Origin of the sequence: Nonomuraea basaltis, from assembly GCF_005893125.1 — a bacterium.
In the GTDB taxonomy this organism is placed as follows: Bacteria; Actinomycetota; Actinomycetes; order Streptosporangiales; family Streptosporangiaceae; genus Nonomuraea; species Nonomuraea basaltis.
Genome location: NZ_VCJS01000092.1, coordinates 20,691 through 42,636, shown reverse-complemented (window position 1 = coordinate 42,636; position 21,946 = coordinate 20,691). Strand labels below are relative to the sequence as shown.

Sequence of the window (21,946 nt, the reverse complement as noted above, 5' to 3'; positions counted from 1 at the left end):
TTCGCATGTCGGGCGAATTGCGAATTTTGGGGGCATGTCCGCTGGACTGCCCGGACACCTGCTCCTGGATCGTCACCGTCGACAATGGCAAGGCCGTCAAGCTCCGTGGCAACCCCGACCATCCCTACACCAGGGGCGCGCTCTGCGTGAAGGTCAACCGCTACCTGGAGCACACGCAGGCGGCCGACCGCATCCTCCACCCGCTGCGCCGCACCGGGCCGAAGGGCTCCGGCCAGTTCGAGCGGATCACGTGGGACGAGGCGCTGGAGGAGATCTCGGTACGGCTGCGCGGCATCGTCGAGCAGCACGGCGGCGAGGCGATCTGGCCGTACCTGGGCACCGGCACGCTCGGCTACCTGCAGGGCTGCGAGGGCGTGGCGGGCCGGCGCTTCTGGAACGTGCTCGGCGCCTCCAAGCACTGGCTCAACATCTGCTCGGCGGCCGGCAGCAGCGGACTCAACCGCACGAACGGCACCGCGGCCGGCATGGACCCGGAGAACTTCGCACTCGCCAAGCTCGTCCTGCTCTGGGGCACCAACACGCTGACCACCGGCCATCACCTGTGGAAGTTCATCCAGGACGCCCGGGCGAACGGCGCGCACGTGGTCGCCATCGACCCGATCCGCACCAGGACCGCCGACCAGGCCGACGAGTACCTGGCCATCAAGCCGGGCACGGACGCGGCGCTCGCGCTCGGGCTGCTCAACGTCGTGCTCGCGGAGAACGCGCAGGACGAGGAGTTCCTGGCCGGGCACACCGAGGGCTGGGAGGAGTTCCGCCAGGAGATCCTGCGCCACCCGGTCGGGAAGGTGGCCGAGATCACCGGCATCCCGGCCGCCGCCATCCACAGCCTGGGGATGAGGCTCGCCCGCACCCGGCCGACCGCCATCCGCGCCACGCACGGCCTCCAGCGGCACGCGGGCGGCGGCGCCGCGATGCGCACGATCGCCACGATCCCCGGCGTCACCGGCGACTGGCGGCACCCGGGCGGCGGCGTCGCGTTCTCGACCAGCGGCCATGTCCACCTCGACGTCGACATGCGCGACGACCTGCTGGCCAAGCCGGTCCGCACGCTGGTCATGACCAAGCTGGCATCCCAGCTCGACGACGTGAAATGCCTGTGGGTGTACGCGGCCAACCCCGTGGGCTCGACCCCCGACGCGAACGCGATCAGGCGGCAGCTCGCCCGCGAGGACCTGTTCACGGTCGTCATGGAGCAGTTCCCGACCGACACCGTGGACTACGCCGACATCGTGCTGCCCGCGACCATGCAGACCGAGCACTACGACCTGCACGCCGGGTACGGGCACATGTACCTGCTGTGGAACGAGCCCGCCGTGGAGCCGCCCGGCGAGTGCCTGTCCACGACCGAGACGTTCCGGCGGCTGGCGGAGCACATGGGGATGACCGAGCCCGCGCTGTTCGACTCGGACCTGGAGCTGGCCGAGCAGCTGCTGTCCAGCGGGCATCCGTCGCTGGAGGGCATCACGCTCGACCGGCTGCGCAAGGAGAGCTGGGTGCGGATGAACTACCCCAAGCCGTTCGCGCCGTTCGCCGACGGCTTCCCGACGCCGTCGGGGCGGCTGCGCTTCCCGCGGGCCGGCCAGGCGTACGTCCCCTCCTACGTGACGCGGACGGCGGGGCGGTCGGCGTACCCCTTGGCGCTGGTCACGCCCGCGTCGCACACGTTCCTCAACACGATCTTCGGCAACAACCCCGAGCTGCGGCGCCGCGCCAAGGACCCGGTGGTGCTGGTCAACCCGGCCGACGCGGCGGCGCGCGGCCTGGTGGCCGGGCAGCGGGTACGGGTGCACAACGACGGCGGCGAGTTCCTGGCCGACGTGGAGATCAGCGATCGGGTGGCGGCCGGGGTGGTGGCCGCGCCGAAGGGGCGCTGGCCGAAGCTCAGCCCCGGCGGCGCCAACGCGAACGCGGTCGTGGCGGAGCGGGACGCCGACATGGGCAAGGGCCCGGGCTATCACGACAACCTGGTCGAGATCACCCCTGTCCAAGAGACAGCTTGAAGCCCTCGTGGGAGGCCGTGAAACCGAGCGAGCCGTAGAAGCGGTGCGCGTCCGTACGTGACTTGTCGGACGTGAGCTGCACCATGGCGCAGCCGCGCTCCCGGGCCCTGCCGATGGCCCAGTGGATCATCTCGCGGCCGAGCCCCTGGCCGCGCGCGGCGGCGCCGACCCTGACGGCCTCGATCAGGCACCGCTCGGCGCCCAGCCGCGACAGCCCGGCCAGGTACGTGAGCTGCATCGTCCCCACCACCTTCCCGTCGCGCTCGGCCACGATCAGCTCGTCGTAGGGGTTGGCGTCGATCCGGTCGAAGGCCGCCAGGTAGCGCTCGTCGGCGGGGTCGCCCTCGCGGGTGGCGCCGAGCGGGTCGTCGGCCAGCATCGCCACGATCGCCGGCACGTCCTCCTTGCGCGCCCGGCGGAAGATCAGCGACAGCATGTACTGCGACTCCATGAGGGCGGGATTGGACGGCAGCGCCATGACCTCGCCGGTCGGGACGAAGCCCTTGCCGGCGTAGAGCGTACGGGCGGCGTGGTTCTGGTCGACCGCCCAGAGCCGCACCTCCTTCGCCTCGGTGGTCCGCGCCCAGGCGACCGCCTCGTCCACCAGCAGGGAGCCGACGCCGCGCCCGCGCGCCTCCGGGGCCACCCACATGGAGATCAGGTGGGCGTGGGACTCCTCCAGGCGCACGCACACCAGGCCCACATCGGCCCCATCGGGCTCCTCGGCCACCCACCACCGAGAGCCGGTGTTCTGCAGCCGTTCCGCCCATTTTCCTGGCGGGAAGTCGGCCTCCTTGCCGTAAGAGGAGCCGAACGCGTCCGGCGAGTCCTGGAGCGCCCGCAGCCGGACGGACCGCAGCCGCTCTCCGTCTCCCGCGCCGAGTTGCACAATGCTGATTTCCCGCTGTGGGTGACTGCCCGCCATGCTCAAATCATGTCAGGGACAGCTCAGGGTCCGTCCCCGATGCCGTCAGGGGGCCACAAAAGCCACGATTGGCACATGAACGAAATCAGTCGACGCGATGAGGTCTCGCTTTCGGGCGCCGCCCTGCGTGGTGCTCCTTGGAAGGCCGCCGCCATCGGTGGCGGCGCCGTGACCGCGGCCAGCTTCGGGATGGGCCTGCTCACCGGGGGCGGCGATCTGGTGTGGGCGCTGGGCCTCGGCATCAGCCTGTTCGCACTGATCGCCGCGGTCGGGGCGGTCTCCAAGCCGGACGAGGGCGACCGGGTGACCCGCCAGGCCCGCCTGTGGTCGCTGCGGCACCCGTGGAAGTCCGCGCTGCTGCCCGCGGGCATCACGGCGGTGCTGGACTACCCGGTTCAGCTGGTGCTGGACGGTGAAGGGGTGTTCGGCTCGGCCGTGGACGCGCTGTGGCACGGCGCGCTGGTCTACCTGATCGCCAGCATCCTGACGCTCACGATGCAGGGCCGGGCGCGCTCGGCCCGGTGACCCCGCCCGCGAATGTCAGGCCTGCGCCTCCCGCTCGGCCTGGCTCCGGCACACGCAGAACTCGTTGCCCTCGGGATCGAGCATCGTCACCCAGCCGCTGCCGTCGGGCTGGCGCAGGTCGGCATGAACCGTCGCGCCCAGCCCGATGAGCCGCTCGACCTCCTCGTCCCGCGTCCTCCCGTTGGTCCCGTTGACGTCGAGGTGGACCCGGTTCTTCCCGCTCTTGCCCTCGGGCACGCGGATGAACAGCAGGAACGGGAACCGCTCGGTCCGCAGCATGACCTCCTCGTCGCCCGGCTTGTCGCCCTCGCCCAAGGGCAGCCCGGTGGCCTTGCTCCACCAGCTGGCGATCTCGTACGGGTCGGCGGCGTCGATGGTGATGGCGTGGATTTCGATCATGGGGATACCCAACCCGACACCACCAAAGACGTCAAGATGGTGTCTGTCGGCAAGAAACCTGCCACCCCACTCTCGTGCCTGGTCAAGGCCGTAGCGGCAGTCCGCTTCGCGGGTTTCTCATCGGTCCCACCAGATGGTGACCCACCGGTCGCGCGGCATCGGCCACATGCCGAGCTCCAGCACCGTCACCGCGACCTCCTCCGCCCTGGACGGATCGAGGCAGGCGCGCCGGCACGCGCTGGCCGCCAGCTCCTCCAGCGACGTGAAACGTTCCAGAGGGGCTTCCCTCTCCTCCACGTGCACGGCGAAGCCGAGCGCCGCCGCCAGCGCCACGCAGTCCTCCGCGATGGGCCGCACCGGCCGGCTGATGCCGTGGAATTCCTCCCACAGCGGGGTCAGCCAGCTCATGGGATGGCGGTGCGGCAGCTCCAGCACGACCCGCCCCTTCGTGTGGGCGTCGAGAGCCCGCAGGAAGCCGGCCAGATCCGGGACGTTGTAGACCACGTGGGCGGCGATGGACACGTCGGCCACCGGCACCCGGTCCGCCACGTCCGGCCAGCGCCCCTCGATCGCCGTGACGGGGACCCCGAGCTTGTCCGCCCTGAGCGTGAGCCCCTCCAGCATGGGAGCCGAGGTGTCCACCGCGTAGAGGTGCCCGATGCGTCCGCGCAGCGGGAGCGACGACGCGCCGGGGCCCGAGCCCACGTCGAGGAGCGTGCCCCCGTCGGGCAGCGCCTCGGACAGGCGGGTCATCGTGGGCCCGTCGTCGGGCTCGGCCAGCGCCCGGTCGGTACGGGTGCCGAACCGTTCCGGTGAGTGGCTCCACGGATCCACAGGAGCCCTGGCCATGATCTCCTCGGGGATGGCCCAGGATTCCAGTCGCTCTCGCCATCTGGCGGCGAGTTCTTCGGCGTCCATGGAGACGAGCATGCCATGCATGGCGAGGGTTACCCGTGGGTAGCATTTCAGAGTAAGGTTACTCACCAGTACACACGACCTCGGTTCAAGGAGATCGGCACCCATGGGCCACTACAAGAGCAACGTGCGTGACCTGGAATTCAACCTCTTCGAGGTCTTCGGGCGACGCGAAATCCTCGGCACAGGGCCCTTTTCTGAAGTGGACGAGGATGTCGCCCGCAGCATTCTCGACGAGGTCAACAGACTGGCCACCGAGGTCCTCGCGGACTCCTTCGAGGAGGGCGACAGGCATCCGCCGGTGTTCGACGCGGCGACCGGCAGCGTCAAGATGCCCGAGGGCTTCAAGAAGTCGTTCAAGGCGCTGGTAGACGGCGGCTGGGCGCACCTGGACCTGCCCGCCGAGCTGGGCGGCCCCGGCATCCCGCGGACCCTGGCCTGGGCCACGGCCGAGATGGTGCTCGGCGCGAACCCGGCGCTCTACATGTACGGCGCGGGCCCGAACTTCGCCTACACGCTGTGGAAGGTCGGCAACGAGGAGCAGAAGCGCTTCGCCGAGCTGGCCATCGAGCACAACTGGGGCGCCACCATGGTGCTCACCGAGCCGGACGCCGGCTCCGACGTGGGCGCCGGTCGGGCGAAGGCCGTGCGGCAGCCCGACGGGACCTGGCACATCGAGGGCGTCAAGCGCTTCATCACCAGCGCCGAGCACGACATGACCGAGAACATCTTCCACCTCGTGCTGGCCCGCCCCGAGGGCCACGGCCCCGGCACCAAGGGGCTGTCGATGTTCCTGGTGCCGAAGTACCACGTGGACCTGGAGACCGGCGAGCTCGGCGAGCGCAACGGCGTCTACGTCACCAACGTCGAGAAGAAGATGGGCCTGAAGGTCTCCACGACCTGCGAGCTCACCTTCGGCGACAAGCATCCCGCGGTCGGCTGGCTGGTCGGCGACGTGCACGAGGGCATCAAGCAGATGTTCATGGTGATCGAGCACGCCCGCATGATGGTCGGCACCAAGGCCATCGCCACGCTCTCCACCGGCTACCTGAACGCCCTGGAGTACGCCAAGGCCCGGTTGCAGGGCGCGGACATGACGAGGATGACGGACAAGACCGCCCCGCGGGTGTCCATCACCCACCACCCGGACGTGCGGCGCGAGCTCATGCTCCAGAAGTCGTACGCGGAGGGCATGCGGGCCCTGGTGCTCTACACGGCCACGTTCCAGGACGCCATCCTGATCGACCCGGACGACCGGCACGCGGAGCAGATGAACGACCTGCTGCTGCCCCTCGTCAAGGGCGTCGGCTCAGAGCGGTCGTACGAGCTGCTCTCCCGCTCGCTGCAGACCCTGGGCGGCTCCGGCTACCTGCAGGACTACCCGATCGAGCAGTACATCAGAGACGCCAAGATCGACTCCCTGTACGAGGGCACGACCGCGATCCAGGGCCTCGACCTGTTCTTCAGGAAGATCCTGCGCAACCAGGGCGCGGCGCTCGGCTCGCTGCTCGGCGAGATCGGCGAGTTCGCCGGGTCCGAGGCGGGCAACGGCCGGCTCAAGGAGGAGCGCAAGCTGCTCGCCGAAGCCGCCGCCGAGGTCAAGTCCATGGGCGACACCATGGCGGGCTGGGCGCTCGGCTCGCTGGAGACGCCCGCGGAGGTCTACAAGGTCGGCCTCAACACCACCAGGTTCCTGCTGGCGCTGGGCGACCTGGTGATCGGCTGGCTGCTGCTGCGCCAGGCCGAGGTGGCGCTGGCCCGGCTGGCCGAGGGCGAGGACCCGTTCTACCTGGGCAAGGTCGCGGCCGGCTCGTTCTTCGCCAAGACCGTGCTGCCCCGGCTGTCCGCCGAGCGGCGCGTGCTCGCCTCCACCGGGCAGGAGCTGATGGAGCTGCCCGAAGAGGCCTTCTAGACGCTGCCCCCGCGGCGGTCACCGCAGAACGCCCGCCCTCGTGCGGGCGTTCTGTCGTGAACGACACAGTCAGCGGGGTTCCAGACGGGTAACATGATCACGTACAACGGCGGCGAGCCCTGTCGTGCCCGGCGTGAGATCGCACGGGTGTGATCAACGTTAGCCGGGTATGACCGTGGGCGTACTCGCCATTTGCCTGGAGGCCGTCATGGGTGTCGGAGTCAGCATCTTCTTCCTCACGCTTGGCGCCATCCTGAAATTCGCGATCGAGCCCGATGTGTTCGGCCAGAGCGTGCACATGGACATCATCGGCGTCATCTTCATGATCGTCGGTGGCGTGGGCGTGGTGTTGAGCATCGTGCTGGCCCCGAAGCGGGGACGCACCTCTGACGACAGGCTGATGCACCGGGAGAACAACCCGCCGGAGATCTAGACGCTCAACTGCACGGCGGCGCGGGCGGCCAGGATGGGCTTGATGTGCTGGGCGATCACGGCCTGGTGCTGCGGGTGGTCGCGGTAGACCAGGTAGTCGTCGACGCTGTCGAAGTCCGCCACCACCGCGTATTCGTAATTGCCCTGGTTGATGCCGGCGTCCGCGCCCACCGTGTAGGAGCGCAGCTCCTGGATGACTCCGGGCAGCTTGCGCAGCTCGGCCGTCACCGTGGCCTTCTGCTCGTCGGTCGCGTCCTCGGTCCACGTGAACAGCACGATGTGGCGAATCATGGGGAAACCCTATCGACATTCCTTCACGACCAGAGTTATTCTCATATCGAGATTGACTCAAGCTGAGAAGGACTGCTTCTGTGGAGGATTTCCTCGCCGAGTACAACCCGCGGCTCTACGCCCCGGTCGCGGTCACGGTCGACGTGGTGGCGCTGACCATCCGCGGCCGGCGGCTGCACGTCCTGATCGTCGAGCGCGGCGTGGAGCCGTACGCGGGCGCGTGGGCGCTGCCCGGCGGGTTCATCAGGCCGGACGAGGACCTGGCCGAGGCGGCGGTGCGCGAGCTGGCCGAGGAGACCGGCGTGGCCACCAGGCCGGCGCACATCGAGCAGCTCGCCAGCTACGGCAGCCCGGGCCGGGATCCGCGGATGCGCGTGGTGTCGATCTCGTACCTTGCCTTCGCCCCCGACCTGCCCGACCCGCAGGCCGGCACGGACGCGGCCGCGGCCGTCTGGCACCCGGTGGACGACGTGCCGCCGCTGGCCTTCGACCACACCCGCATCCTGGCCGACGGGGTCGAGCGGGCCCGGTCGAAGCTGGAGTACACGCCGCTGGCCACGGCCTTCGCAGGCGAGCTGTTCACCATCTCCGACCTGCGGCTGATCTACGAGACCGTGTGGGGCACGCCGCTGCACGCGGGCAACTTCCACCGCAAGGTCCTGTCGGTGCCCGGGTTCGTCGAGGGCACCGGCGAGACCACCGAGACGGGCGGCCCCAAGGGCGGGCCGCGCGCCAAGCTCTACCGCGCCGGCGACGCGCGGCTGCTCCATCCCGCGCTGCTGCGACCGGCGCGCGAGGACGAAATCCGATGACTCCGAGGAGAAACCCATGGGCAGCGGAATCTGGTCCACCGACGTCTACAGCTCGGCCGCCCACTACCGCGCGGCCACCGGCCGCAGCGCGTTCGCCTACAGCGACGAGGGCGCCCGGGCCGCCCATCCCGACCTCGACCCGTACGGCGTCACGCGCGAGAGCCGCGACTCCGCCGAGCACCCGAACTCGCTGGCCATCTCCGTCCTGTTCGACGTGACGGGCTCGATGGGGCGGGTGCCCCGCATCCTGCAGAGCAAGCTGCCCGACCTGCTCGGGCTGCTGCTGCGCAAGCGGTACGCCACCGACCCGCAGGTCATGTTCGGCGCGATCGGCGACGCCACCTGCGACCGGGCGCCGCTGCAGATCGGCCAGTTCGAGTCCGACAACCGCATGGACGACCAGCTCGGCCTGATCCTGCTGGAGGGCGGGGGCGGCGGGCAGATGACCGAGTCGTACGAGCTGGCCATGTACTTCATGGCCCGGCACACCTCGATCGACTGCCACGAGAAGCGGGGCAAGCGCGGCTACCTGTTCATCATCGGCGACGAGATGCCCTATCCCCGCCTCTCCGCGCGGGCGGCCAGGGACGTCATCGGAGACCGCCTGCCCGGGCGGCTCGGTGTGGCGGACATCGTGGCCGAGCTCACCAGGAAGTACGACACCTACTTCATCGTGCCCCGCGGGGCCAGCCACGCCGGCAACCGCGAGGTGCTGAGCACGTGGCGGTCCCTGCTCGGCCAGAACGTGCTGGAGCTCGACGACCTCGGCGCCGTTTGCGAGACCATCGCGCTCACGGTCGGGCTCGGCGAGAACGCGATCGACCTGGACGAAGGACTGGAGGACATCGCCGAGCTGGGCTCCACGGCCGGCGACTCCGTGTCGAGGGCGCTGGGTGAGCGGCGGATATGACGGATCATGTGATCGTCGTCGACCTCGGGTACGGCGACGCCGGAAAGGGCACCGTCGTGGACTGGCTGTGCGCCACGCGGGACGTGCGCGTGGTGGTGCGGTTCAACGGCGGCGCCCAGGCCGGGCACAACGTGGTGCTGGCCGACGGGCGGCACCACACGTTCGCGCAGTTCGGATCGGGGACGTTACGGGGGGTGCCGACGCATCTGTCGCGGCACGTCGTCGTCGATCCGCTCGCGTTGTCCGCCGAGGCGGAGCAGCTGGTACGGCTGGGCGTGCCCGATCCGTACGGGCTGATCACCGTGGACCGGGACGCGCTGCTCGCGACGCCGTACCACGCGGAGGCCGGGCGGCGGCGGGAGCGGGCGCGCGGGGAGGAGCGGCACGGGTCGTGCGGGATGGGCGTCGGCGAGACGATGGCGTACTGGCTGGAGCACGGGGCGATGGCCCCGCGCGCGGGTGATCCGCCCGGTGTGCTGACGCGCAAGCTGCGGGTGCTGCGGGAGGCGCTCGGCGTCGAAGGGCCGCCTGTGGAGGACTGCGTGGCCGTCTACCGGGCGTTCGCGGAGCGGGTGAGGCTCGTGGGCTCGTCCTTCGTGCAGCGGCTCGTCTCGGCGGGGCCCGTGGTCTTCGAGGGGGCCCAGGGGGTGCTGCTGGACGAGGACTGGGGGTTCGATCCGCACACGACGTGGAGCACGACCACGTTCCGCAACGCGGAGGAGCTGCTCGATGGGGTGGGGGCGATGCGGCTCGGGGTGCTGCGGACGTACACGACCAGGCACGGGCCCGGGCCGCTGGTGACCGAGGATCCGACGCTGGAGCTGCCCGAGCGGCACAACGCGGCCGGGCCGTGGCAGGGGCCGTTCCGGGCGGGGCACTTCGACGCGGTCGCGCACCGGTACGCCGCCGACGCGGCCGGCGGGGTGGACGCGCTCGCGCTCACCCACCTCGACGTGCCGGTTTCGCGGATGTGTGTCGCCTACGATCCCCCGGTGTCCTTCGAGCGTGACATGGAGCGCACCGGGCGGATGATGCGGGCGCGGCCGGTTTATGAGGAGGGTGTATCAGATTGGGGCGCCGCGGTCTCATACGTCATGGGAGCGCCCGTGTGGATCGAGTCGCACGGGCCCACCGCGGAGAGCAAGCGCGGTCTCAGCGCTCTCTTGCCGGATCCGCGGTGATCGCCGGGAGAGGGGTCCTCCCGGCGGTCACCGCCTTTCTCCGGAGCCCTCTTCCCTAGCTCCACGCCATTATGCGGAGCGGGTCCTCCAGCATGTCGCCCACGTCGCGCAGGAACCGCGAGCCCAGCTCGCCGTCCACGATCCGGTGGTCGAAGGAGAGCGACAACGTCGTTGCCTTGCGGACCGCCAGCTCGCCGTCCACCACCCACGGCGTGTCCCTGACCTGGCCGAAGGCGAGGATGGCGGCCTCGCCCGGGTTCAGGATGGGGGTGCCGGTGTCCACGCCGAACACCCCGACGTTCGTGATCGTGATCGTGCCGCCGGACATCTCGGCCGGCTGGGTGCGACCTGCCCGCGCCGTCTCCGTCAGCTCGGCCAGGTGCCTGGCGAGGTCCGGGAGGGTCAGGGCGTGGGCGTTCTTGATGTTGGGCACCACCAGGCCCCTCGGGGTGGCGGCGGCAATCCCGAGGTTCACGTAGTGCTTGACGATGATCTCCTGGTTCTTCTCGTCCCAGGTGGAGTTGATCATCGGGTGGCGGGCGGCCGCTGTCAGGACGGCCTTGGCCACCAGGAGCAGCGGGGAGACCTTGACGTCGGCGAAATCGGGGAGGGCGCGCAGGCGGTGCACCGCCTCCATGGTCCTCGTCACGTCGATCTGGAGGAACTCGGTGACGTGGGGGGCCGTGAAGGCACTGGCGACCATGGCCTGGGCCGTCATCTTGCGGACGCCCTTGACGGGGATGCGCTCTTCCAGCTGTTGCGGCTGTTCGAGGGCCGGCTTCCCGGCCGCGGGAGCCTCCGACGCCGCGTGGACGTCCTCGCGGGTGATCGAGCCCTGGGGTCCGGTGCCGGTGACCTGCGTCAGGTCTACGCCCAGGTCCTTGGCCAGCTTGCGTACCGGGGGCTTGGCCAGCACGGCCACTCGGCCCGCCACCGTGGGCGGTGGGGCGGGTGCGGCCGGTGCGCCCGCCGCGGCGTCGGTGTCCGCGGCAGCGCCTGGCGAAAGACCCGCGACCGGCGCGCTCGGCGCAGGTCCACGCGGTGGGCCGTCCACCCCCACGCGTGACGGGCTGGCCACGGGAGTCTCGGGCGAGGGCTGCTTGCGGGGGCGGCGCTTGGTGGCGCCGGTTTTGACGCCGTAGCCCACCAGGACCGCCTGGCGCTTCTCCTTGGGGGCGGGGGTGCCGTGAACGCCCGGTTCGACGGCGCCCTCCTCCGGCGGCTTGGGAACCATGTCCTTGGCGAGGGCCTTGCCCCGGTCGGCCGGAACGCCTCCGGGCGTGGCGGCCTCCTCACCGGTGTCCACGGCGATGATCGGGACGCCCACCTCGACCGTCCGGCCCTCCTCGGCCAGCAGGCCGGTCACCACCCCGTCCCACGGGATGGGGAGCTCGACGATGGACTTCGCCGTTTCGATCTCCACGACGATCTGGTTGACCTTGACGGCGTCGCCCGCCTTGACGTGCCAGCGGACGATCTCGGCCTCGGTCAGGCCCTCCCCGACGTCCGGGAGCTTGAACTCGCGTCGCATGCGGAGCCCCCTCTCAGTACCCGAAGGTGCGGTCGACGGCGTCGAGCACCCTGTCCAGGTCGGGCAGGTAATGCTCCTCCAGCTTCGACGGGGGGTAGGGCGTGGAGAAGCCGCCGGCCCGCAGGACGGGCGCCTCCAGGTGGTAGAAGCACCGCTCGCTGATCCTGGCCGCGAGCTCGGCGCCGAAGCCGCTGTTGACGGGCGCCTCGTGGACGACCACGACCCGCCCGGTCCGGCGTACGGAGTCCATCACCAGTGGCTCGTCCAGCGGGTTGAGCGAGCGCAGGTCGATCACCTCCAGCGAGCGCCCGTCGTCCTCGGCGGCCGTGGCCGCCTCCAGGCACGTCTTGACCATGGGGCCGTACGCCAGCAGCGTGACATCCGTCCCCGGGCGCACCACCTTGGCCGCATGCAGCGGCGTCCACCAGTCGGTGGAGGTGGTGTCGATCTCGGCCTTCTCCCAGTAGCGGCGCTTGGGCTCGAAGAAGATGACCGGGTCGTCGCTGCGGATGGCCTGCTGGATCATGGTGTACGCGTCGGCCGGGTTGGAGCAGGCGACGACGCGCAGCCCGGCGGTGTGGGTGAAGTACGCCTCGGGGGACTCGCTGTGGTGCTCGACCGCGCCGATGCCGCCGCCGCACGGGATGCGTACGACGACCGGGAGCTTGATCGCGCCCAGCGCGCGCATCGGCATCTTGGCCAGCTGCGTGATGATCTGGTCGGCGGCCGGGAAGACGAAGCCGTCGAACTGGATCTCGCACACCGGCCGGTAGCCGCGCAGCGCCAGCCCGATCGCGGTGCCGATGATGCCGGACTCGGCCAGCGGCGTGTCGATGACCCGGTCCTCGCCGAAGTCCTTCTGCAGGCCGTCGGTGACGCGGAAGACGCCGCCCAGCTTGCCGACGTCCTCGCCCATGATGAGGACCTTGGGATCTTCCTCCATGGCCTTGCGCATGCCCTCGTTGAGCGCCTTGGACAGGCTCAGAACGGTCATCTCGCCTCCTTCGCCGGTGGCGAGATGACGGTCATGCTGCGTCTGATGGTGGTGCCTTCGCTTCGCTCAGTCACGGAACCCCTCCAGGTACGCGGCGAACTGGGCGCGCTCCTGGTCGATCAGGGCGTGGGGCTCGCTGTAGACGTGGTCGAAGATGTCCAGCGGCTCCGGGTCGGGCATGGCCAGGCAGCGCCTGCGCAGGTCGGCTCCGAGCTGGTCGGCCTCCCCGTCGATCGAGTCGAAGAACGCCTGGTCGGCCAGCTCGTTCCGGAACAGGTAGGCCTTCACCCGCTCGATCGGGTCCTTGAGCTTCCACGCCTCCAGCTCGCTGGCCACGCGGTAGCGCGTCGGGTCGTCGGTGGTGGTGTGCGCGCCCATCCGGTACGTGAACGCCTCGATGAGCGTCGGCCCCTGCCCGGTGCGCGCCGCCTCCAGCGCCTTCCGCGTGACCGCCAGGCAGGCGAACACGTCGTTGCCGTCCACCCGGATCCCCGGGAAGCCGAAGCCGGACGCGCGGCGGTAGAGCGGGATGCGGGTCTGCTTCTCCAGCGGCTCGGAGATGGCCCACTGGTTGTTCTGGCAGAAGAACACGACCGGCGCGTTGAACACGCTGGCCCAGATGAACGACTCGTTCACGTCGCCCTGCGAGGTGGCGCCGTCGCCGAAGTAGGCGATCGTGGCGGAGTTGGCGTCGTCGCGCTGGATGCCCATGGCGTACCCGACCGCGTGCAGCGTCTGGCTGCCGATCACGATCGTGTAGAGGTGGAAGTTGTGCTCCTTCGGGTCCCAGCCGCCGTGGTTCACGCCTCTGAACAGGCCGAGCAGCTTCACCGGGTCCACGTCGCGGCACCAGGCCACGCCGTGCTCGCGGTAGGTGGGGAAGGCCATGTCCGCATCGGTCAGCGCGCGGCCCGAGCCGATCTGGGCCGCCTCCTGGCCCAGCAGCGAGGCCCAGATGCCGAGCTCGCCCTGGCGCTGCAGCGCCACGGCCTCCAGGTCGATGCGGCGGACGAGCACGAGGTCGCGGTAGAGCGACCGGACGTCATCCGGGGTCAGGTCGATGTCGTAGTCGGGATGCTCGACCCGCTCTCCCTCGGGGGTGAGCAACTGGACGAGCTCCGGGGGTGCTTCAGCACCACGAGAGGCGTCGACTGTCACGTGCCACTCCTGTGCGATCGGGGCCGGCGCGATGGGGTTGCCACCTTAGGCCAGCCTTCTGTGCGACGAACCATGTGGTGGTGGTTCGTACGCGTTTGGGGACATCGTGGCAGACGTCACAGCCCTGCGCGCAAGCCCCATGTCCTCCCCGTTCCCGTTGTGTTGGCAGCCACACGCCACCGGTAGGCTTGCTTTCCCAACCCCACCCTCATGCAGGAGGAACGCAGTGGCGCGCGTCATCGTGGACGTCATGCTGAAGCCCGAGATCCTCGATCCGCAGGGCCAGGCGATCGCCAGGGCGCTGCCCAGGCTCGGTTTCTCCGGCGTCTCGGCCGTACGACAGGGCAAGCGCTTCGAGGTCGAACTGGACGGCCCGGCCGACGAGGCGGCGCTCGCGGAGGTCCGCAAGATGGCCGAGACCCTGCTGGCCAACACGGTGATCGAGGACTACAGCGTCCGGGTTGAGGAGTAGCAGGGAGATTTGATCCACGGATTTACCCCTGGCCGCTTAAAGCCCGGTTCCGGCGTGCCACAATGCCACGGGCATGCCAACACTGAATAACAACAACGTGATTTTGCGGTTAGCCCCGTTTTCACAGGGAAACCTACTCCAGGTGACATTCTGGCGCCCGGAGGAGTCCGGTGGATATTGAGTTCTCGTTGGCACTGCCTCGGGATGCGATCGGCATACCGATGGTCAGGCGAGTGCTAGGCGATGCCATGCGTTCACTCAACGTGAGCGAAACCTGCATCGCCGACATGCTGCTCGCCGTCTCCGAGGCATGCTCCAATGCGGTGCGGCACGGGGGGCCCGCGAACCGCTACGAGGTCACGGCGTCGATCGGCTACGGCAAGTGCGACGTGCGTGTGGCGGACAACGGCGACGGGGTGCCGTCGATTCCGCCGCACTTCCCCCCTCCTGACACAGAGAACGGCCGCGGCCTGCTGATCATGCGCTCCGTGGTCGACGAGATCTCCTTCGGCATCACGCCCGGCCGTGGCACCACGGTCCACCTGCGCAAGCGGCTCGACTGGGACGAGGGCGCCGACGCCCGCCCGCGGGAGCTCGCAGCCGTCTGACCTGGACCTCCGGCCGACGTACGAGCCGATGCGGACCACGTGACAGCACCCGATAACCTGATTACACCGCCGCAGACCACTGTCCGATCCCGAAGAGACGGTGGCGCGTGCGCGCGCATTCCTCGAAGGGGACGACTGTCATGAGCGCTGCCCGTGTGGGCGTAGTCACGTTTCCAGGAACTCTCGACGACCAGGACGCCGCCAAGGCCGTACGCCTCGTGGGCGCGGAGGCGGTCCCGCTGTGGCACGCCGACCACGACCTGAAGGGAGTGGACGCCGTGTTCCTGCCCGGCGGCTTCTCCTACGGCGACTACCTGCGCTGCGGCGCCATCTCGCGGTTCGCGCCGCTCATGGAGGAGCTCGTCCCGGCCGCGCGGGCGGGGCTGCCCGTGCTCGGCACGTGCAACGGGTTCCAGATCCTGTGCGAGGCGCACCTGCTGCCGGGCGCGCTGACCCGCAACGGGTCGCTGCACTACATCTGCCGTGACCAGAAGGTCAGGATCGAGCAGACCGCGACGGCGTGGACGAACGCGTTCGAGCCCGGCCAGGAGATCGTGCTGCCGATCAAGCACGGCGAGGGCCGCTACGTGGCCTCCGACGACACGCTGGCCGCGCTGGAGGCGAACGGCCAGGTGGTCGTGCGCTATGTCGGCAACCCCAACGGGTCGCTCAACGACATCGCGGGCATCCGGAACGAGGCGGGCAACGTGGTCGGCCTCATGCCGCACCCGGAGCACGCGGTCGAGGAGCTGGTCGGCGCCCCGAGCACCGACGGCCTCGGCTTCTTCACCTCCATTCTCAAGAAGCTGGTGAACGTATGACCGATAGCGTGAAGCGGGCCGCGGAGACGCCCGAGGAGCCGATGCCCTTCGCCGAGCTGGGGATGAAGCAGGACGAGTACGACCGGGTCAAGGAGATCCTGGGGCGCCGTCCGACCGGCTCCGAGCTGGCGATCTACAGCGTCATGTGGTCGGAGCACTGCTCGTACAAGTCGTCGAAGGTGCATCTCAAGCAGTTCGCCACCAAGGCGCCCAAGTCCGAGGCGCTGCTCGTGGGCATGGGCGAGAACGCCGGCGTGGTGGACATCGGCGACGGCTGGGCGGCCACGTTCAAGATCGAGTCGCACAACCACCCGTCTTACGTCGAGCCGCACCAGGGCGCCGCCACCGGCGTCGGCGGGATCGTGCGCGACATCATGTCGATGGGCGCGCGCCCGATCGCGGTCATGGACTCGCTGCGCTTCGGCGCCGCCGACGCCGTGGACACCCGCCGGGTGCTGCCCGGCGTGGTCGAGGGCATCAGCCACTACGGCAACTGCCTGGGCCTGCCGAACATCGGCGGCGAGGTCGTCTTCGACCCCTGCTACATCGGCAACCCGCTGGTCAACGCCCTGTGCGTGGGCCTGCTCCGCAAGGACCAGATCAAGCTGGCCACCGCGCCGGGGCCGGGCAACAAGGTCGTGCTGTTCGGCGCGTCCACGGGCCCCGACGGCATCGGCGGGGCCTCCGTGCTGGCGTCGGCGACCTTCGAGGACGAGTCGCACGCCAAGCGGCCCGCCGTGCAGGTGGGCGACCCGTTCATGGAGAAGCTGCTCATCGAGTGCTGCCTGGAGCTGTACGCGGCCGACGTGGTCGTCGGCATCCAGGACCTCGGCGCGGCCGGCGTCTCGTGCGCCACGACCGAGCTGGCCGCCAAGGGCACCGGCGGCATGCGCGTCGACCTCAACCTGGTCCCGCTCCGCGATCCCTCGCTCGTGCCCGAGGAGATCCTCATGAGCGAGTCGCAGGAACGGATGATGGCCGTGGTCCGGCCCGACGACATCCCCGCGTTCATGGCGATCTGCGAGCGGTGGGACGTCCCCGCCACCGTCATCGGCGAGGTCACCGACACAGGGCGTCTGGTGATGACGTGGGACGGCGAGGTCATCGTGGACATCCCGCCGGGCACCGCCGCCGACGAGGGACCCGTCTACGAGCGCCCCTACCACGAGCCGGCCGGGCAGACCGCGCTCAACTCCGACACCCCCGACCGGCTCGAGCGGCCCGCCGACCTGCGGGCCACCCTGCTCAAGCTGCTCGCCTCGCCCAACCTGGCCTCCAAGGAGTGGGTGACCTCCCAGTACGACCGCTACGTCCGCTCCAACACCGTGCTGGCCCAGCCGGCCGACGCGGGCATGCTGCGGATCTCCGAGGTCATCGCAGGGGCTGAACCGACGACCCGCGGCATCGCGCTGGCCACCGACGGCAACGGCCGCTACGCCAAGCTGGACCCGTACGCGGGGGCGCAGCTCGCGCTGGCCGAGGCGTACCGGAACGTGGCCGTGACCGGCGCCAAGCCGCTGGCCGTGACCAACTGCCTCAACTTCGGCTCCCCCGAGGACCCGGAGGTCATGTGGCAGTTCGCCGAGGCCGTGCGCGGCCTGGCCGACGCCTGCAGGACCCTTGGCGTGCCGGTGACCGGCGGGAACGTCTCCTTCTACAACCAGACGGGCTCGACGGCCATCCATCCCACGCCGGTGGTGGGCGTGCTCGGGGTCATCGACGACGTGGCCAAGCGGGTGCCGTCCGGGTTCGTCGCGGAGGGACTGCGGGTCGTGCTGCTCGGGGACACCCGCGAGGAGTTCGGCGGCTCGGAGTGGGCCCACGTCGAGCACCGCCACCTCGGTGGGTTGCCGCCGCACGTGGTCCTGGAGGCTGAGCGGGCACTGGCGACCGTGCTGGTGGAGGCGGCCAGGCGGGGGTTGCTCGAGGGGTCGCACGACCTGTCGGACGGCGGGCTGGCGGTGGCGCTGGCCGAGTCGTGCCTGGCGCGGGGCGTGGGCGCTTCCGTGGCTCTTCCCGGTGCCGCCTTCACCGACCTGTTCAGCGAGTCGGCCTCGCGGGCGCTGGTCGTGGTGCGGCCGGAGGCGTACGACGAGTTCGCGTCGCTGTGCGGGCGGCATGATGTGCCGTGTTATGGGCTCGGGTACACCGGGGGCGCTTCATTGGTGGTCGAGGACGTGTTCGAGGTGCCGGTCGAGGAGCTGCGGGAAACACACTCGGCGGCGCTTCCCGCGCTGTTCGGCTGACGGCTCTTCCGGAGGGCCGGTACGGGGTTCCCGTGCCGGCCCTTCTCGTGAGTTACGCCTTCTTCATGCAGACCACGTAGACGGTGCCGTCGACCTCGGTGCCGTTGTTGCCGCCCCCGTTAGTCTTCTGGTCGGGCGTGGGGGTGCCGGTGACGCCGGAGGAGTCCTTGTTGCCGTTGTCGTCCTTGGTCACGCTCACGGTCCAGCCGTTGCCGCTCGGCATGCTGCTCATGACAACGGCGTTCTTCAGTTCGCTGAAGCTGAACCCACCGCCGGTCGCCATGGAACCGTAGTGACAGGAGGCCGTCGCCGAGCCGAGCGATTTCAGGGACGCGGTCTTGGTGTAGGTCGTGTAGGTGGCGCCGCTACCGGGCTCGCCCTTGTCGCCCTTCGGACCCTGGTAGCCGCGGTCGCCCTTCGGGCCCTGAGGGCCGGTTGCGCCGTCCTTGCCGGGCAGGCCGTTCTTGCCGTCGTCGCCCTTCGGGCCCTGGTCGCCCTTCGGGCCCTGCTCACCCTGCTTGCCCTGAAGGCCTGCGGGACCTGTCTCGCCCTTAGGGCCCTGCGGGCCGATCGGGCCCGGCTTGCCCTGCGGGCCCTGGTCGCCGTCGTCGCCCTTCGGGCCGGCCGTGACGCTCGTCGTGGTCTCGGTGCCGCCGATCAGGATCCTCACTTCCGTGGTCCTGCACTTCGTCGTCGGGTTGACGATGCGGGCGTAGCGGGACTTCTTGTGCACGCAGGCGTGCACTTCGCCGCCCGCCGACGAGGCGGTGGCAACGCCGCCGACGGCGAGGAGCGAAGCGGCGAGCGCGCCGACTGTGGCGAGAGTGAGAGTACGCCCACCACGAACCTTGATGGCCACGGCTGTCCTTCCAGGGAACGAGTGTTGCTCATGTTGTTCATGAGATTCACGTTTCAAACGTTCCAAGGGGTGACAAGAACTACGTAACGTATTTATCACAGAACATAGAGTTACTGACGGTTTGACCGATTGTCTCCGACTTAGGTGTGTAAAACGACGCATTGGCGGTGGGGATCTCCCATGGATAATCGGTCTGTGCCAACCGCCGAGCCCACCTCGTACCTTCCGCCCGCCACGCAGCCGGTCCGTGGCGTGGTCTGGGGGATCCACCTGGTCCTGCCGCTGCTTGCCCTCTGGCTGCTTCTCGCCGAACCGAAGGCCAACGTTTTCTGGCACCACAACCCCAGCCACTTCTGGATGATCCTCACGGTGGCCGGGATCAACGTGGTGCTCGGCATCATGATCAGCGAGGCGTCGCGGCGGCGCCAGGACGCCAGGCTGTTCCTGGTGTCCATGGTCTTCCTGAGCAGCGCGGGCTTCTTCTTCATGCACGGGCTGGCCACGCCGACGATCATCCTGCAGAAGGGTTCACTGGGGTTCGACCTGGGCCAGCAGGCAGGGCTCTCGATCGCGGCCGTGTTCGCGTTCGCCTCCGCCCTGCCGCTGGGCGAGCGGGCGGCCAAGAGAGTGCTGGACTCGCAGCACTTCGTCCGGGCGGCGCTCCTCGGCTTCATGATCCTTTGGGGGCTCGCGTCGCTGATCCCCGGGCTGACGTCGCTCAGCGAGCCGCCGAACGTGGCGCCGGTCCCCTGGTTCGTCTGGGCGTCCATTCCCGGTCTCGTCCTGTACGGCGCGGCGAGCGTGATGATGTTCCTGCTGCACCGGCGACGCCCGTCGGCCATGCTGATCAGCCTCATCACCGCGTACGCGCTGCTGGCCGAGACCATGATCGCCGGGATGTCGCAGCTCAACTGGCACCTGTCCTGGTGGGAGTGGCACCTGCTGCTCACCCTGGCCTTCGTCTTCGTGGCCTACAGCGCATATCTGCAGTTCAGGCGCGAGGGGTCGAGCGCGGGACTGTTCGACTCGGTGGCGCTGTCGGCGACCGTGCGGCGCATCCGGCAGGACTACGACCGGGCGCTGGAGGAGCTGGTCGAGCACGTACGGCGGGGCGAGCCGCTCGCCGCGACCCGGCTGTCGGGCAAGTTCCGGCTCAACGAGGGCCAGGCGGCGGTACTCGACCGGGCCGGCGAGGCGCTGGCCAGTGAGCGCGAGCTGTCCGAGCGCCTGGCCTCGCTGGTGGACGTCAGCGCCCAGACCAAGGTGGGCCTGCCGGAGCACGAGCTGCTGGCCAGTTCGCTGGAACGGGTGCGGCAGGCGTTCGGCGACGTGAAGATCGCCCTGGTCGCGGAGGGCAAGACGCAGATCGGCTCCCGCGTCTACGCGTTCACCGGCGGCGACCCGATCAGGCGCGAGCACCTGCTGGCCTTCCCCCTGACCGTGAAGGGCAAGCTCGCGGGCGTGCTGGAGGTGCCCGTCGGGCGGACGCGCCACGACGAGGCGCTGGCCTCGACCCTGGCCGGGCAGCTGTCCATCTCCCTGGAGAACGCCCGTCTCTACCAGGAGTTGCACACGCTGTTCCACCAGTACATGTCGCCCGACGTGGCGCACGCGCTGCTGGCCGACCCCGCGCAGGCGGCGCTGGGCGGTGAGCTGAGGGAGCTGACCGCGCTCTTCGCCGACCTCAAGGGCTTCACGACGTTCTCGGAGAAGGTCACGCCCGGCGAGATCGTCGAGATGCTCAACCGCTACCACACGGCCGCCGTCCCCTGCATCCTCAACAACGGCGGCACGGTCGTGCAGTTCGTCGGCGACGCGTTGCTGGCGCTGTTCAACGCCCCCGCCATGCAGGCCGGGCACGCCAGGGCCGCGTGCAAGGCGGCGCTGGAGATGCAGCGGGCCGCGGCCGAGGTGGCCGAGGAGATGGCCTGGAAGCGGGTGGACGACGTCCCGTGGCCGACGTTCCGGATCGGCGTCAACACCGGTCCCGCCCTGGTCGGCAACATCGGCAGCCCTGAGCTGCGCGGATTCAACGCGATGGGTGACTGCGTGAACGTGGCCGCCCGGCTTGAGGGCATCGCCGAGCCGGGGACGGTGGTCATCGGGGAGACGACGCTCAGGCAACTGGGCGGCGGCGCTTCGGTGACACCTCTGGGGCGGCTCAGCCTCAAGGGGAAGGAAGAGCTCGTGGCGGCGTACATTCTGCAGGAAATGACGTAGAAGGGTGGTCCCTGTACCGACATAATCGGGCGCATGGATCCAGAGCCCGGTGAGTTCCTGTCCCTGCTCACCGACGAGGAAGTGCAAGCCCTGCGCGCGGTCGGCCGGATCCGGCGCTGGGACCGCGGCACGGCGGTGATGAGCGAGGGCGACACGTCCGACTGGGTGCTCGTGCTGCTCGAGGGCCGGGTCAAGGTGTCGTCGCACACCAGCAGCGGGACCGAGGTGGTGCTCGCCGTACGCGGCCCCGGAGGGCTGCTCGGCGAGCTGTCGGCCATCGACGGGTCCCCGCGCTCGGCCACGGTGACCGCGCTGGAGCCGATCGCCGGCATCGTGGTGCGCGACTTCCCCACGTTCCTGGAGCAGCACGGGCGGATCGCCGTACTCCTCATGCAGCTCGTCAGCGGGCGGCTGCGGGACGCGGACCGCAAGCGCATCGAGTACGGCGCGTTCGACACCACGGGACGGGTGGCGACGCGGCTGCTGGAACTGGCCGAGCGGTACGGGGAGAAGACCAACAGCGGGGTACGCGTGGCGCTGCCGCTGTCACAGGACGAGCTGGCGGGGTGGACGGGCTCCTCGCGGGAGGCCGTCAGCAAGGCATTGCGCACGCTGCGCGACCGCGGGCTGATCGAGACCGGCAGGCGCCGCGTGGTGATCCACGACCTCGACGGGTTGCGCAAGCGTGCCAGGTAACCCCCATCACAAGAC

At 69.8% G+C, this 21,946-nt stretch carries 21 protein-coding genes and 1 pseudogene; 13 read left to right on the top strand and 9 right to left on the bottom strand.

All coding sequences use genetic code 11. The features are described from left to right. Positions 1-5: 5 nt before the first annotated feature. Complete coding sequence (locus tag EJK15_RS35355) at positions 6-2,024, top strand: molybdopterin-containing oxidoreductase family protein (protein ID WP_138714827.1); 2,019 nt, start codon at positions 6-8, stop codon at positions 2,022-2,024. Here EJK15_RS35355 and EJK15_RS75020 read toward each other — a convergent pair. Beyond that, positions 1,999-2,460: a GNAT family N-acetyltransferase gene (locus tag EJK15_RS75020; RefSeq protein WP_240777422.1), complete on the bottom strand. Its 462-nt coding sequence runs from the start codon at positions 2,458-2,460 to the stop codon at positions 1,999-2,001. The genes EJK15_RS35355 and EJK15_RS75020 overlap by 26 nt on opposite strands. A gap of 57 nt (positions 2,461-2,517) precedes the next feature. Further along, a pseudogene (locus EJK15_RS75015) lies at positions 2,518-2,949 on the bottom strand (GNAT family N-acetyltransferase); the annotation flags it as partial. A 75-nt stretch (positions 2,950-3,024) separates the two neighbouring features. On the opposite strand from EJK15_RS75015, the gene EJK15_RS35345 reads away from it, so the two are divergent. Beyond that, on the top strand, positions 3,025-3,474 hold the full coding sequence (locus EJK15_RS35345) for a hypothetical protein (RefSeq protein WP_171074706.1): 450 nt from the start codon (positions 3,025-3,027) through the stop codon (positions 3,472-3,474). Positions 3,475-3,489: 15 nt separating this feature from the next. On the opposite strand, the gene EJK15_RS35340 is transcribed toward EJK15_RS35345, so the two are convergent. Together EJK15_RS35340 and EJK15_RS35335 are read right to left on the bottom strand one after the other, a co-directional pair. Beyond that, entirely contained in the window at positions 3,490-3,873 is a 384-nt protein-coding gene (locus EJK15_RS35340) for a VOC family protein (RefSeq protein WP_138714825.1), read from the bottom strand. A gap of 117 nt (positions 3,874-3,990) precedes the next feature. Next, positions 3,991-4,791, bottom strand: coding sequence for a class I SAM-dependent methyltransferase (locus tag EJK15_RS35335; RefSeq protein WP_240777419.1), 801 nt, complete (start codon positions 4,789-4,791; stop codon positions 3,991-3,993). A gap of 103 nt (positions 4,792-4,894) precedes the next feature. Between EJK15_RS35335 and EJK15_RS35330 the strand changes: the two genes are divergently transcribed. Both EJK15_RS35330 and EJK15_RS35325 read left to right on the top strand, forming a co-directional pair. Beyond that, a complete protein-coding gene (locus EJK15_RS35330) occupies positions 4,895-6,700 on the top strand; it encodes an acyl-CoA dehydrogenase (protein WP_138714823.1) in 1,806 nt (601 codons plus the stop codon). A gap of 169 nt (positions 6,701-6,869) precedes the next feature. Next, on the top strand, positions 6,870-7,133 hold the full coding sequence (locus EJK15_RS35325; RefSeq protein WP_240777418.1) for a hypothetical protein: 264 nt from the start codon (positions 6,870-6,872) through the stop codon (positions 7,131-7,133). On the opposite strand, the gene EJK15_RS35320 is transcribed toward EJK15_RS35325, so the two are convergent. Beyond that, entirely contained in the window at positions 7,130-7,423 is a 294-nt protein-coding gene (locus EJK15_RS35320) for a Dabb family protein (protein WP_138714822.1), read from the bottom strand. The two genes, EJK15_RS35325 and EJK15_RS35320, sit on opposite strands and share 4 nt — an antisense overlap. Positions 7,424-7,503: 80 nt before the next feature. Here EJK15_RS35320 and EJK15_RS35315 point away from each other — a divergent pair, with 80 nt between their 5' ends. From EJK15_RS35315 to EJK15_RS35305, 3 genes are read left to right on the top strand one after another with little or no spacing between them, the layout of a single operon-like run. Next, positions 7,504-8,235 carry an NUDIX hydrolase gene (locus tag EJK15_RS35315; protein WP_240777417.1) on the top strand — a complete coding sequence of 244 codons (732 nt, stop codon included), beginning with the start codon at positions 7,504-7,506 and terminating at the stop codon, positions 8,233-8,235. Between the two features lie 16 nt (positions 8,236-8,251). Beyond that, positions 8,252-9,145 carry a hypothetical protein gene (locus EJK15_RS35310; RefSeq protein ID WP_138714820.1) on the top strand — a complete coding sequence of 298 codons (894 nt, stop codon included), beginning with the start codon at positions 8,252-8,254 and terminating at the stop codon, positions 9,143-9,145. Further along, positions 9,142-10,326 carry an adenylosuccinate synthetase gene (locus EJK15_RS35305; protein WP_138714819.1) on the top strand — a complete coding sequence of 395 codons (1,185 nt, stop codon included), beginning with the start codon at positions 9,142-9,144 and terminating at the stop codon, positions 10,324-10,326. The genes EJK15_RS35310 and EJK15_RS35305 overlap by 4 nt, the downstream gene beginning before the upstream one ends. A gap of 55 nt (positions 10,327-10,381) precedes the next feature. On the opposite strand, the gene EJK15_RS35300 is transcribed toward EJK15_RS35305, so the two are convergent. From EJK15_RS35300 to pdhA, 3 genes are all read right to left on the bottom strand, one after another. Next, on the bottom strand, positions 10,382-11,857 hold the full coding sequence (locus EJK15_RS35300) for a dihydrolipoamide acetyltransferase family protein (protein ID WP_138714818.1): 1,476 nt from the start codon (positions 11,855-11,857) through the stop codon (positions 10,382-10,384). A gap of 13 nt (positions 11,858-11,870) precedes the next feature. Continuing rightward, entirely contained in the window at positions 11,871-12,851 is a 981-nt protein-coding gene (locus EJK15_RS35295) for an alpha-ketoacid dehydrogenase subunit beta (RefSeq protein WP_138714817.1), read from the bottom strand. A 66-nt stretch (positions 12,852-12,917) separates the two neighbouring features. Further along, the gene (gene pdhA, locus EJK15_RS35290) at positions 12,918-14,009 is read right to left on the bottom strand and encodes a pyruvate dehydrogenase (acetyl-transferring) E1 component subunit alpha (RefSeq protein ID WP_138714816.1); all 1,092 of its coding nucleotides are present in this window, start codon (positions 14,007-14,009) and stop codon (positions 12,918-12,920) included. Between the two features lie 226 nt (positions 14,010-14,235). Here pdhA and purS point away from each other — a divergent pair, with 226 nt between their 5' ends. From purS to purL, 4 genes are all read left to right on the top strand, one after another. Beyond that, positions 14,236-14,481, top strand: a complete 246-nt coding sequence (gene purS, locus EJK15_RS35285; RefSeq protein ID WP_138714815.1) for a phosphoribosylformylglycinamidine synthase subunit PurS — start codon at positions 14,236-14,238, stop codon at positions 14,479-14,481. Between the two features lie 221 nt (positions 14,482-14,702). Next, positions 14,703-15,089: an ATP-binding protein gene (locus tag EJK15_RS35280; RefSeq protein WP_138714836.1), complete on the top strand. Its 387-nt coding sequence runs from the start codon at positions 14,703-14,705 to the stop codon at positions 15,087-15,089. Between the two features lie 140 nt (positions 15,090-15,229). After that, positions 15,230-15,910 carry a phosphoribosylformylglycinamidine synthase subunit PurQ gene (purQ, locus tag EJK15_RS35275; protein WP_138714814.1) on the top strand — a complete coding sequence of 227 codons (681 nt, stop codon included), beginning with the start codon at positions 15,230-15,232 and terminating at the stop codon, positions 15,908-15,910. Further along, positions 15,907-18,156: a phosphoribosylformylglycinamidine synthase subunit PurL gene (purL, locus tag EJK15_RS35270; protein ID WP_138714813.1), complete on the top strand. Its 2,250-nt coding sequence runs from the start codon at positions 15,907-15,909 to the stop codon at positions 18,154-18,156. The genes purQ and purL overlap by 4 nt, the downstream gene beginning before the upstream one ends. A gap of 52 nt (positions 18,157-18,208) precedes the next feature. On the opposite strand, the gene EJK15_RS35265 is transcribed toward purL, so the two are convergent. Further along, positions 18,209-19,015 (bottom strand): collagen-like protein, encoded by an 807-nt coding sequence (locus tag EJK15_RS35265; RefSeq protein ID WP_240777415.1) that lies wholly within the window; start codon positions 19,013-19,015, stop codon positions 18,209-18,211. Positions 19,016-19,210: 195 nt separating this feature from the next. Between EJK15_RS35265 and EJK15_RS35260 the strand changes: the two genes are divergently transcribed. Together EJK15_RS35260 and EJK15_RS35255 are read left to right on the top strand one after the other, a co-directional pair. Beyond that, a complete protein-coding gene (locus EJK15_RS35260; protein WP_240777414.1) occupies positions 19,211-21,235 on the top strand; it encodes an adenylate/guanylate cyclase domain-containing protein in 2,025 nt (674 codons plus the stop codon). Between the two features lie 33 nt (positions 21,236-21,268). Next, on the top strand, positions 21,269-21,931 hold the full coding sequence (locus tag EJK15_RS35255; RefSeq protein WP_138714811.1) for a Crp/Fnr family transcriptional regulator: 663 nt from the start codon (positions 21,269-21,271) through the stop codon (positions 21,929-21,931). The last annotated feature ends 15 nt before the right edge of the window (positions 21,932-21,946 follow it).

Bases quoted from the DNA above. Each gene is read 5' to 3' on its own strand.
- purQ (WP_138714814.1), top strand. From the start codon at position 15,230: ATGAGCGCTGCCCGTGTGGGCGTAGTCACGTTTCCAGGAACTCTCGAC.
- purL (WP_138714813.1), top strand. From the start codon at position 15,907: ATGACCGATAGCGTGAAGCGGGCCGCGGAGACGCCCGAGGAGCCGATG.
- EJK15_RS35355 (WP_138714827.1), top strand. From the start codon at position 6: ATGTCGGGCGAATTGCGAATTTTGGGGGCATGTCCGCTGGACTGCCCG.
- EJK15_RS35295 (WP_138714817.1), bottom strand. From the start codon at position 12,851: ATGACCGTTCTGAGCCTGTCCAAGGCGCTCAACGAGGGCATGCGCAAG.
- EJK15_RS35320 (WP_138714822.1), bottom strand. From the start codon at position 7,423: ATGATTCGCCACATCGTGCTGTTCACGTGGACCGAGGACGCGACCGAC.
- EJK15_RS35310 (WP_138714820.1), top strand. From the start codon at position 8,252: ATGGGCAGCGGAATCTGGTCCACCGACGTCTACAGCTCGGCCGCCCAC.
- EJK15_RS35300 (WP_138714818.1), bottom strand. From the start codon at position 11,857: ATGCGACGCGAGTTCAAGCTCCCGGACGTCGGGGAGGGCCTGACCGAG.
- EJK15_RS35340 (WP_138714825.1), bottom strand. From the start codon at position 3,873: ATGATCGAAATCCACGCCATCACCATCGACGCCGCCGACCCGTACGAG.
- EJK15_RS35330 (WP_138714823.1), top strand. From the start codon at position 4,895: ATGGGCCACTACAAGAGCAACGTGCGTGACCTGGAATTCAACCTCTTC.
- EJK15_RS35345 (WP_171074706.1), top strand. From the start codon at position 3,025: ATGAACGAAATCAGTCGACGCGATGAGGTCTCGCTTTCGGGCGCCGCC.
- EJK15_RS35305 (WP_138714819.1), top strand. From the start codon at position 9,142: ATGACGGATCATGTGATCGTCGTCGACCTCGGGTACGGCGACGCCGGA.
- EJK15_RS35280 (WP_138714836.1), top strand. From the start codon at position 14,703: ATGGTCAGGCGAGTGCTAGGCGATGCCATGCGTTCACTCAACGTGAGC.
- EJK15_RS35255 (WP_138714811.1), top strand. From the start codon at position 21,269: ATGGATCCAGAGCCCGGTGAGTTCCTGTCCCTGCTCACCGACGAGGAA.
- EJK15_RS75020 (WP_240777422.1), bottom strand. From the start codon at position 2,460: ATGCTGTCGCTGATCTTCCGCCGGGCGCGCAAGGAGGACGTGCCGGCG.
- EJK15_RS35325 (WP_240777418.1), top strand. From the start codon at position 6,870: ATGACCGTGGGCGTACTCGCCATTTGCCTGGAGGCCGTCATGGGTGTC.
- EJK15_RS35335 (WP_240777419.1), bottom strand. From the start codon at position 4,791: ATGGACGCCGAAGAACTCGCCGCCAGATGGCGAGAGCGACTGGAATCC.